At 72.4% G+C, this 10,219-nt stretch carries 8 protein-coding genes; 3 read left to right on the forward strand and 5 right to left on the reverse strand.

Features of this window, described 5'->3' with window-relative positions:
* Position 1 precedes the first annotated feature (1 nt).
* The 3 genes from ACPYO6_RS07480 to ACPYO6_RS07490 form a co-directional block, all read right to left on the reverse strand.
* Positions 2–874 carry a VOC family protein gene (locus ACPYO6_RS07480; RefSeq protein WP_425714240.1) on the reverse strand — a complete coding sequence of 291 codons (873 nt, stop codon included), beginning with the start codon at positions 872–874 and terminating at the stop codon, positions 2–4.
* A gap of 74 nt (positions 875–948) precedes the next feature.
* Positions 949–2,229 (reverse strand): cysteine--1-D-myo-inosityl 2-amino-2-deoxy-alpha-D-glucopyranoside ligase, encoded by a 1,281-nt coding sequence (gene mshC, locus ACPYO6_RS07485; RefSeq protein ID WP_425714229.1) that lies wholly within the window; start codon positions 2,227–2,229, stop codon positions 949–951.
* Between the two features lie 67 nt (positions 2,230–2,296).
* Positions 2,297–3,160 (reverse strand): undecaprenyl-diphosphate phosphatase, encoded by an 864-nt coding sequence (locus ACPYO6_RS07490; protein ID WP_425714230.1) that lies wholly within the window; start codon positions 3,158–3,160, stop codon positions 2,297–2,299.
* Positions 3,161–3,217: 57 nt separating this feature from the next.
* Here ACPYO6_RS07490 and ACPYO6_RS07495 point away from each other — a divergent pair, with 57 nt between their 5' ends.
* Positions 3,218–4,186 (forward strand): aldo/keto reductase, encoded by a 969-nt coding sequence (locus ACPYO6_RS07495; protein WP_425714231.1) that lies wholly within the window; start codon positions 3,218–3,220, stop codon positions 4,184–4,186.
* Between the two features lie 30 nt (positions 4,187–4,216).
* On the opposite strand, the gene ACPYO6_RS07500 is transcribed toward ACPYO6_RS07495, so the two are convergent.
* On the reverse strand, positions 4,217–4,519 hold the full coding sequence (locus ACPYO6_RS07500) for a DNA primase (protein ID WP_425714232.1): 303 nt from the start codon (positions 4,517–4,519) through the stop codon (positions 4,217–4,219).
* A 99-nt stretch (positions 4,520–4,618) separates the two neighbouring features.
* On the opposite strand from ACPYO6_RS07500, the gene ACPYO6_RS07505 reads away from it, so the two are divergent.
* A complete protein-coding gene (locus tag ACPYO6_RS07505; protein ID WP_425714233.1) occupies positions 4,619–4,843 on the forward strand; it encodes a DUF5703 family protein in 225 nt (74 codons plus the stop codon).
* Positions 4,844–4,879: 36 nt separating this feature from the next.
* On the opposite strand, the gene ACPYO6_RS07510 is transcribed toward ACPYO6_RS07505, so the two are convergent.
* Positions 4,880–6,196, reverse strand: coding sequence for a M20/M25/M40 family metallo-hydrolase (locus ACPYO6_RS07510; RefSeq protein WP_425714234.1), 1,317 nt, complete (start codon positions 6,194–6,196; stop codon positions 4,880–4,882).
* Positions 6,197–6,414: 218 nt separating this feature from the next.
* Between ACPYO6_RS07510 and ACPYO6_RS07515 the strand changes: the two genes are divergently transcribed.
* Positions 6,415–9,804: a S8 family serine peptidase gene (locus ACPYO6_RS07515; RefSeq protein WP_425714235.1), complete on the forward strand. Its 3,390-nt coding sequence runs from the start codon at positions 6,415–6,417 to the stop codon at positions 9,802–9,804.
* Positions 9,805–10,219: the final 415 nt, after the last annotated feature.

The following is a 10,219-nucleotide window of genomic DNA, read 5'->3' on the forward strand; positions in this document are numbered from 1 at the left end:
GTCAGCCCACGAGGCGCAGGCGGTTGCCCCACGGGTCGTCGACCTCGAGGGCTGCCCCGTCGTCGTCGACCTGGTGACCGGCCGCGCGCAGCCGCTCGGCCGCCGCACCGACGGCCTCGGGGTCGCCGAGCTCGAGGATCGAGCGGCCGAGACCGAGCGCGGGGGCGCGGAACCCGGCGCCGCGGCTCCCCCACACGTTCATCGCCATGTGGTGGTGGTAGCCGCCGGCGGAGACGAAGAGGGCCTGCCCGGGGAACTCGAAGGTCGCCTCGAACCCGAGGGTGTCGACGTAGAAGCGGCGGGCGGTGCCGGTGTCGCCGACCTGGAGGTGGACGTGGCCGACGGTCGCGCCGACGGGGACGCCCTCCTCGCGGTCGAGGTGGCGGGCGAGGTACTGGTTGGGGTCGAGGAAGATCGTCGCCATCTCCACCTGACCGTTCGTCCAGGTCCACTGGTCGCGCGGGCGGTCGACGTAGAGCTCGACCCCGTTGCCCTCCGGGTCGTCGAAGTAGAACGCCTCGGAGACGAGGTGGTCGGACGACCCGGTGAAGCGGGCGCCGGCGCGGGCGAGCCGCAGGACGGCCGCCGAGAGGTCCGCGGGCGAGGTGTAGAGGATCGCCGTGTGGAAGAGCCCGGCGGTACCGCTCGCGCGCATCGGCAGGTCGGGGGCGTGCGTGATCTCCATGAGGACCTCTGCGGGCGACGCCTCCGTTGCCGGCAGGCCGAGCTGGACACTGCCGGGCCCCTCGCCCACGCGGACGAGACCGGCGCCGTCCTCGTAGAAGCGCACGACGGCGTCGAGGTCGCGCACACGCAGGCGCACGGTCCCCATGGTCGTCGTGGCGGGCAGGAGCTCGAGCTCGGGGCGGGTCATCGTCATACCGGCAAAACTAGTTGAAGCATCAACTTATTCCAGCGCCGCACGCCACATCGCGGGTGGGGTCCCCCTCACACGCCGAGGTCGACCCCCAGCAGGGCGTCGACGACGTCCCTGACCAGCGTCCCCGGCGCCCCGTCCTCCCCGGCGCCGCTCAGCACCTCCTGGGCCCAGTCGTCGACCACGCCGAGCGCACGCGGGGAGTCGAGGTCGTCGCGGAGCGCCGCCCGGACACCGTCGAGCACGGCACGCTCCCGCGCGCCGTCGGCCGAAGCCGCAGCGATCGCGGCGCGCCACGTGGCGAGCCGCTCCTTCGCCCGCTCGAGCACCTGGTCGGAGTACTCGCGGTCCGCGGAGTAGTGCCCGGCAAGCAGCGCGAGCCGGACGGCCGCAGGCTCCTCCCCCGCCTCGACCAGGCGCGAGACGAGCACGAGGTTGCCGAGCGACTTGCTCATCTTCGTGCCCTCGTAGGCCACCATCCCGCCGTGGGCGTGCAGCCGCACCGCGCCGGGGCGGTCGGCGAGGACGCGCAGGTGCGACTCGGACATCTCGTGGTGGGGGAACAGCAGGTCGCTGCCGCCGCCCTGGACGTCGATCGGGAGACCGAGGTGGACGGCCGCGATGCACGCGCACTCGATGTGCCAGCCGGGGCGACCGCGGCCGAGCCCCGCGCCGTCCCACGCGGGCTCGCCCTCCCGCGCCACCCGCCACAGCAGCGGGTCGAGGGCGTCGCGCTTGCCGGGGCGCTCCGGGTCGCCGCCGCGCTCGCCGAACACCTCGAGCATCTCCGCACGGGACATGCCGGAGACGGTCCCGAAGCTCGGGTCGGCCGAGAGGTCGGCGTACACGTCGCCGGCCGCGTCGTCGTCGAGGGCGTCGGGCGTGGGCACGCGGTAGGCGGCACCCGAGGCGAGCATGCGGCTCACGGCCTCGACGACGAGGTCGATCGACTCCACCGCGCCGACGTACGCGCTCGGCGGGACCACCCGCAGAGCCGTCATGTCCGAGCGGAACAGGTCGGTCTGCTCCTCGGCGAGGGCGCGCCAGTCGACGCCCGTGGCGGTGGCGCGCTCGAGGAGCGGGTCGTCGACGTCGGTGACGTTCTGCACGTAGGCCACCTCGACGCCCGCGTCGAGCCACGCCCGCACGAGCAGGTCGTAACCGACGTAGGTGGCGGCGTGGCCGAGGTGCGTGGCGTCGTAGGGCGTGATGCCGCAGACGTAGAGGCGACGGGTGGACTCGTCCTGCGGCTCGGGCGAGCCGCCGGGCGGCAGTCCCACGGTGGGGGTCAGGCGCACCTCCCCGCCACGGTCGGGGAGCTCGGGGACGACGGGAGCGGACCAGGACCTCACCGTTCGACCCTAGTTCGGATCGGCCCGGCGGACGGTGCCCGTCCGCGCGGGCGCGTTCCCTCCGCGCTCAGGGGGTCGCGGAGATGACGCCGCCGAGGACGAGGGCGACGATCGCGACGGCGAGGAGGATCCGGTAGACGACGAAGGGCAGGTAGGTGCGCGTGGAGACGAGCTTGAGGAACCACACGATGACCCAGTAGCCGACGACGAAGGCGACGACCGTCGCGAGGAACGTGGCGAACAGGCTCGGCTCCCCCGGTGCCGGCGGGGCGTCGCTCAGCAGGACGTCGGAGACGAGCTTGTAGAAGCCGGAGGCGACGACCGCCGGGATGGCCAGCAGGAACGAGATCCGGGCCGCCGTCTCGCGCGTGAGGCCGAGGAACAGCCCCATCGTGATCGTCGCGCCGGAGCGGGAGACGCCCGGGACGAGGGCGAGGGACTGCGCGAGGCCGAGGAGGATCGCGTCGCGCCAGGACAGGTGGTCCAGCGTCTTGACCTGCTTCGCCGTGCGGTCCGCGACCAGCAGCAGCACGCCGAACAGCGCGAGCATCGCCGCGGTGATGAACAGGTGGCGGAAGGTGGTGTCGATCCATGACTCGAGCAGCAGGCCGAGGACCCCGATGGGGATCGAGCCGACGATGACGAACCAGCCCATCCGGGCGTCCGGGTCGCTCGCGGGCAGCTGCCGCTTCCACGGTCCGACCGGCAGCGACCGGAACCAGTGGGAGATGATCCGCGCGATGTCCTTGCGGAAGTAGACGACGACCGCGGCCTCGGTGCCGAGCTGGCTGATCGCGGTGAAGGCGGCCCCCGGGTCGACCCCGGACGGCAGGAGCTCGCCGAAGATCCGGATGTGCGCCGAGGACGAGACCGGCAGGAACTCCGTGAGTCCCTGCACGATCCCGAGGACGATCGTCTCCCACCATGTCACGGGTGGACACGGTATCCGCATCCGGGGACCGCCCGGGTCGGCGGCTACCGTGACGCCATGCGCACCTCCCGCCTCGGGGCCACGGGCCTCGCCGTGTCCGCCGTCGGCCTCGGGACCATGACCTGGGGACGGGACACCGACGAGCACGACGCCGCCGAGCACCTCGATGCGTTCCTCGAGGCGGGCGGGACCGTGATCGACACGGCGGCGTCCTACGCGGACGGCGTCGCCGAGGAGATCCTCGGCGACCAGCTGGCGCGCCGGCACGTGCGCGACGACGTGGTGGTCGTCTCCAAGGCCGGCACCCGGGTCCGCGGCGGGACCGGTATGGTCGACGCCTCACGGGCGGCCCTGCTCACCGAGCTCGACGCGTCGCTCGCCCGGCTCGGCACCGACCGGGTCGACCTGTGGCTCGTCCAGCGCCCCGACCCCGAGACCACCCTGGAGGAGACGCTCGGCGCGCTCGACCACGCCGTGCGCACGGGGCGGGCCCGGTACGTCGGCCTCGCCAACCACCCCGCGTGGACGACCGCGCACGCGGCCACGCTCGCCAGGCAGCTGCTCCCCGCGCCGCACCTGGCCGCCGTCGAGGTCGAGCACTCGCTGCTCCAGCGCGGCATCGAGCGCGAGCTGCTGCCCGCCGCGCAGGCGCTCGGCATCGGGGTCATCGCCTGGTCGTCGCTCGGCCGGGGCGTGCTCGCGGGCCGCTACCGCTCGAGCATCCCGCCGTCGTCCCGGGCGGCCTCCGCGCACCTGCGCGGCTTCGTCGAGCCGTACCTCGACACGCGCTCGGCCTCGATCGCGGAGGCGGTCGCGACGGCGGCCGACGGCCTCGGGGTCTCCGCCGCCGAGGTGGCCCTCGCGTGGTCGGTCCGCTCGGGGGTCGACGTCTCGCTCGTCGGGGCCTCGAGCATCGCCCAGCTGCGCCAGACGCTGGCCGGCGCCGCGCTCGACCTGCCGGACTCGATCCAGCGCGCGCTCGACGAGATCAGCGGGATCGAGGTCGGCTACCCCGAACGCCTCTGAGGCCCGGGGCCATGCCGCGGCGGCGGGGTGCTACCGACGGTCGTCGTCGTCCTGCTCGTCGTCGTCCTCGTCGATGTCCTCGAGGTCGTCGTCCTCGTCGTCGTCGTAGTAGTCGTCGTCGTCCTCGTCGTCATCGTCGTAGAGGTCGAACGGCAGGTCGACGCCGTACGCGGTGAACAGGGCGTCGTCGTACGTGACGAACACCTCCGCGATCGTCGAGGCGGCCGCGACCACGCGCGGGGAGTCGGGGTCCTGCGCCGCCGCGGCGGCGAGGTGGTGCTCCTCGAGCGCAGCGACGAGACGGTCCAGGGCTGCACGCGGGTCGGTTGCCATGAGACCGAGCCTAGCGGTGCGCGCGCGAAGTGCCAGCCTGGGCCAGGATGGTCGAACCGGTCGCACGGCCGGGCGGCACCGACGTACCGAGGAGGCGGCATGGCCCGAGCGGGCTCGACCTACGCGAGCGACACCTTCTACGAGTTCCGGACCGTGACGATCCCCCCGGACGTCGGGCGTTCGGACGCGCGTCGCCTGCTCACCGCGGAGGCCGAGTACGGCCGCTGGGAGCTCGCGCGCTCCGTTCTCTACGAGGGCGGCCTGCGCAAGGTGGTCCTGCGTCGGCGCGCCATGCGGGTGGCCTCGACGCTCGCCGAGGGCTGAGCCGCACTCTCGACGAGGACAAGGCGGGCGGAGAGCTCAGCTCGTGCGGATGACGCGCTCGAGCACGCGGGCGCCGAAGGTGAGGGCGTCGACGTTGACCCGCTCGTCCACGCCGTGGAACATGCCGGCGAAGTCGAGCTCGGGGTCGAGGCGGAGCGGGGCGAACCCGTAGCCGGTGATGCCGAGCCGGGACAGGGCCTTGTTGTCCGTCCCGCCGGAGAGCATGTACGGCAGGACCGTCGAGCCCGGGTCCTCGGCGTCGATCGCCGCGACCATCGAGTCGACGAGGCCGCCGGAGAAGGGCACCTCGAGTCCGACGTCGGTGTGGATATCCTCGATGCGCACCCGCTCCCCCGCGAGTTCCTCGAGCGTGGCCCGCACCTCCGCCTCGTGCCCGGGCAGCGGGCGCACGTCCATCGCGGCCGTCGCGGTGCCGGGGATGACGTTCGCCTTGTACCCGGCGTCGAGCTGGGTGGGGTGGGCCGACGTGCGGATCGTCGAGCCGACGAACCGGGAGACCGGACCGAACTGCTCGACCATCGCGTCGATGCTCGCGGGGTCCTCGGGGTCGTAGGTCGCCCCGGTGAGGTCGGCGACGCCGTCGAACAGCGCGCGCACCGTCTTCGTCAGGTGCAGCGGCCACTCGTGGCGGCCGATGCGGGAGATCGCGTCGGCGAGGTGCGCGACCGCGTTGTCCTCGTTGACCTGCGAGCCGTGACCGGCCCGCCCCTCGGCCACGAGCCTGAGCCAGGCGAGCCCCTTCTCCGCGGTCTGCAGGAGATAGACGCGCTGCCCGGCGATCTGCGCGGAGAAGCCGCCGACCTCGCTGATCGCCTCGGTCGCCCCCTCGAACACGTCCGGGCGGTTGTCGACCAGCCAGTGCGCGCCGAACTTCCCGCCGGCCTCCTCGTCCGCGAGGAGCCCGACGACGAGGTCCCGCGGCGGACGCCAGCCGTCCCGACCCATCGAGCGGACGACCGCCAGGATCATCGCGTCCATGTTCTTCATGTCGACCGCGCCGCGGCCCCAGACCATCCCGTCCTTCACCTCGGCGCCGAACGGGTCGACGCTCCAGTCGTCCTTCGCCGCCGGCACGACGTCGGTGTGGCCGTGGAGGACCAGCGCACCGCGGGTGGGGTCCTCGCCGGGGATGCGCAGGAGGACGCTGGCGCGCCGCGGGGCCGACTCGACCAGCTCGGGGGCGAACCCGACCTCCGTGAGCAGGGACATCACGTGCTCGGCGGCCGCGCGCTCGCCGGGGCCGGAGCCGTCGCCGTAGTTGGAGGTGTCGATGCGGATGAGGTCGCGGCAGATCTCGAGGACCTCGTCCTCGGGCGTGATGCGGTCGGTCATGCCGACGAACCTACCTCCGACGACACCGCGCGACGGCCGTGACCATTTCGCAACCTTCCCTGGTGATCTCGGAGACCGATTCGTGACACGACCTCCGGCGGACGGTGCATGATGTGATGCGCACCATGACGGTCGATGTCGATCGTCATCTCTATGTACCGGAGGTTCAACGCGTGTCCACCCTTCCAGCTTCCAGAGCACGACGGGGAGGTGGACGGATGTTGGGTGTGGCCGCGGCCTCCTCCGCGCTCCTCGTCGGGGCCCTCGCCGTCCCCGCCTCGGCCGACGTGACCGAGCTCGACCCGCCGGACCCGGACGCCTCGCGCTTCGCGATCTCGTCCGAGACCGCTGCGGCCGTCGCCGCCGGCTCCGAGACCGGCGCCTGGTTCGTCGGCCTCGACCGCACCGCCACCGCCCTCGGCGGCAGCAGCGCGAACGTCGCGGCCCAGCAGTCGAGCTTCCTCAGCTCGGCGGCGAGCGCGGGCGTCTCGATCGACGTCCGGCACGAGTACCAGACGGTCTGGAACGGTCTCTCGATCGACGTCGCCGACTCGGACATCGACGCGATCCTCGCGATGCCCGGGGTGACCGGCGTGTGGCCCGTCGAGATCGTCGACTCGCCGCAGACCCTGCCGAACAACTCCCCCGACCTCTACTCGGCGGTCACCATGACCGGCGCGGACGTCGCGGTCAGCGAGCTCGGCTTCGACGGCACCGGCGTCCACGTGGCCGTGATGGACACCGGCATCGACTACGACCACCAGGACTTCGGCGGCTCGGGCACCCCCGGCGGCACCTCCTTCCCGACCGAGCGCGTGACCACCGGCTACGACTTCGTCGGCGACTCCTACAACGCCGACCCCAGCTCCCCCGCCTACCAGCCGGTCCCCCAGCCGGACGGCGACCCGGACGACTGCCAGGGCCACGGCACGCACGTGGCCGGCATCGTCGGCGCGAACGGCGACACCACCACGGGTGGCGTCGTCGGCGTGGCCCCCGGCGTGACCTTCGGCGCCTACCGGGTCTTCGGCTGCGACGGCTCGACCGAGACCGACATCATGAACGCCGCGATGGAGCGCGCGTACGCGGACGGCGCGGACGTCCTCAACATGTCGATCGGCTCGGCCTTCGCCGGCTGGAGCGACTACCCCACCTCCGTGCTCGCCTCCCGACTGCACGACCTCGGCATGACCGTCACCGCGTCCATCGGCAACGAGGGCGACTACGGCCCCTGGGCCGCCGGCGCCCCCGGCAACGGCGACACCGTCATCGGCGTGGCCATGTACGACAACACCGAGGTCCTCACCGACGCCTTCCGGGTCGGCCCCGAGGACGAGCTGGTCGGCCACATGCCCGCCACGGGAGCCCCCGCGGGCGAGCCCGGTACCGAGTACACCGAGATCACCTCCGCCGGTGAGCCGGGGACGGCCGAGGCGCAGGGCTGCGAGCCCTACACCGAGGACCTCACCGGTCAGCTCGTGCTCGTCGAGCGCGGCAACTGCACCTTCCACATCAAGGCCGCCAACGCCGAGGCGGCGGGCGCCGCCGCGGTGATCATCTACAACAACGCGCCGGGACTGCTCAGCGCGACCGTCGAGGGCGACCCGGCGGTCACCGTGCCGACGACCTTCGTCGACCAGGCCACCGGCCAGGACCTCGTCTCGCGGATCGGCAGCGAGGGCTTCTCGATCACGTGGACCGACGAGCAGGTCCAGACGGTCAACCCGTCCGGCGGCCTCGTCAACCCGGGCTCGTCCTGGGGCGGCACCGCGGGGCTCGACCTCAAGCCGAACCTCGGCGCACCGGGCGGGTCGATCTACGCGACCTACCCGCTCGAGGAGGGCGGTTACGCCACCCTCACGGGCACCTCGATGGCCGCCCCGCACGCCGCGGGCGCCGTCGCGCTCTACCTCGAGGCGCACCCCGGCACCGACTCGGGCCTCATCCGGGACGTCCTGCAGAACTACGCCGAGCCCTCGATGTGGGCCGACAACCCGACCCTCGGGATCGTCGACGCCGTGCACCGTCAGGGCGCGGGCCTCATCCAGATCGACGAGTCCATCCAGGCCGGCGTCATCGCCAGCCCGGGTCAGCTCGTCCTCGGTGAGTCCGAGGGCGGCCCGACCTCCGGCGAGGTCACGCTGACCTCGACCTCCGACGCCGACGTCACGTACTCGATCTCGACCGTCGACGCGGTCGCGACCACCGGGTCGTGGAACTACGGCGTCTACGAGGGCACCTCGACGTACGCGGGACCGACCTCGGTCACCGTCCCCGCTGGCGGCACCGCGACCTTCTCGTACGCGATCACCCCGTCCGCGGGGCTCGAGGAGCTCGGCGCCCAGTACGGCGGCTACGTCGTCCTCACGCCGGGCGACGAGTCCGTCGAGCCGATCTCGCTGCCCTTCTACGGGTTCGCGGGTGACTACCAGTCGGTCAACCTGCTCGAGCCCGTGCTCGAGGACAGCGAGGAGGACGGCGCGCTCGGCGTGCTCGTCGAGTGCACCCGCTTCGTCGGCGAGCAGTGCGAGGCCGGCGCGTCCTTCGGGCTCCCCGAGCCGGGGGCGACCTACTCCCTCGAGCGGTTCGACCGCCCGGGTGCGGTGTGGACGCTCGAGCACAACGCCCAGGAGGTCACCCTCCGCGCGTTCCCGGCCGACGAGGCCGAGGCCCGCACGAACGGCCGCATCGTCCGCACCGAGGACACCGTCGGCCTCTCGGCCGGCATCGAGTTCTGGGAGTGGGACGGCACCGTGCTGACCGACGACCGCACCGAGCGGGTGGCGCTGCCGGACGGCGACTACGTCCTCGAGCTCACCGCGGTCGCCGCCCTGGGCTCCGAGGAGGCCGGCGAGTTCGAGCGCTGGACCTCCGAGCCGTTCACGGTCGACCGTGACGGCGACGTCCCGCCGCCGCCGTCCACCGGTCCCGCCTCGACGTTCTTCGCGTCGAACACCTGGGCCGACGGTCCCGCCGAGTACACCTACGAGTTCGGGCGACCGGGCGACGAGGTCCTCGTGGGCGACTGGGACGGCGACGGGGTCGACACGGTCTCCGTGCGACGCGGCAACCGCTACCTCGTCAACAACGAGCGTCTCGGCAACGCGGCGGTGGACGAGATCCACTACGGCCGCGCGAACGACGTCGTGCTCGTCGGCGACTGGGACGGCGACGGCTTCGACACCTTCACGGTCCGCCGTGGTGCCGAGTACTTCGTCAGCAACACGATGGAGTCCGGCTGGGCGGACGCCGAGGTGACCTACGGTCGCGCCGGCGACGAGGTCGTCGTGGGCGACTTCGACGGCGACCGGACGGACTCCCTCACGGTGCGCCGCGGGAACGAGTACTTCGTGGCCAACACCATCCGCGACGGCTGGGCGGACTCCGTGTTCGCCTACGGCCACGACGACGACGTGACCTACGTCGGCGACTGGGACGGCGACGAGGTCGACACGCTCCTCGTCCGCCGCGGGAACGAGTACTTCCTGCGCAACTCCCTGACCGGCGGCTGGGCGGAGCAGACGATCCGCTACGGCCGACCGGACGACGTCGTCCACGTCGGCGACTGGGACGGCAACGGGACCGACACCCTGACGGTCCAGCGCTGACCCGCTGAACGAGGAAGGGGCCCCCGCCGATGGCGGGGGCCCCTTCTGTCGTGTCACCGTCGAGATTGCGGTTCGTCGTCGTCGAGATTGCGGTTCGTCGTCGTCGAGATTGCGGTTGGGGCCCCAACCGCAATCTCGGTGAGCACCAACCGCTGTGAGTGTGGGGGTGGCTGGTCTGGGACTGGCTGGCAGGGTGGTGGTTGGTCGTTCCGCTCGTGGGTGTGACTCGGCGAACCGCAGACCCCTTGTTGGGGGTGTCTGGAGATTGATCTGTCCGCCCATGGGTGGGGTGGCCGGCACCGTCCTGGCCCATCTCGGAGACCTGATCAGAAGGTTGTCCGCCACTGGTGTGGCGTGACTCGTCACAGTGTTGTCCCGAGGTGACTCCTACCCAGAACGGCACCGGCCACCAGCG

This window comes from Georgenia sp. Z1344, from assembly GCF_049856295.1.
GTDB lineage: Bacteria > Actinomycetota > Actinomycetes > Actinomycetales > Actinomycetaceae > JB111.

What these genes read in the sequence shown, in the direction of transcription:
- ACPYO6_RS07480 (WP_425714240.1), bottom strand. Translation starts at nt 874, where the DNA reads ATGACCCGCCCCGAGCTCGAGCTCCTGCCCGCCACGACGACCATGGGG.
- ACPYO6_RS07495 (WP_425714231.1), top strand. Translation starts at nt 3,218, where the DNA reads ATGCGCACCTCCCGCCTCGGGGCCACGGGCCTCGCCGTGTCCGCCGTC.
- ACPYO6_RS07500 (WP_425714232.1), bottom strand. Translation starts at nt 4,519, where the DNA reads ATGGCAACCGACCCGCGTGCAGCCCTGGACCGTCTCGTCGCTGCGCTC.
- ACPYO6_RS07505 (WP_425714233.1), top strand. Translation starts at nt 4,619, where the DNA reads ATGGCCCGAGCGGGCTCGACCTACGCGAGCGACACCTTCTACGAGTTC.
- ACPYO6_RS07510 (WP_425714234.1), bottom strand. Translation starts at nt 6,196, where the DNA reads ATGACCGACCGCATCACGCCCGAGGACGAGGTCCTCGAGATCTGCCGC.
- ACPYO6_RS07515 (WP_425714235.1), top strand. Translation starts at nt 6,415, where the DNA reads ATGTTGGGTGTGGCCGCGGCCTCCTCCGCGCTCCTCGTCGGGGCCCTC.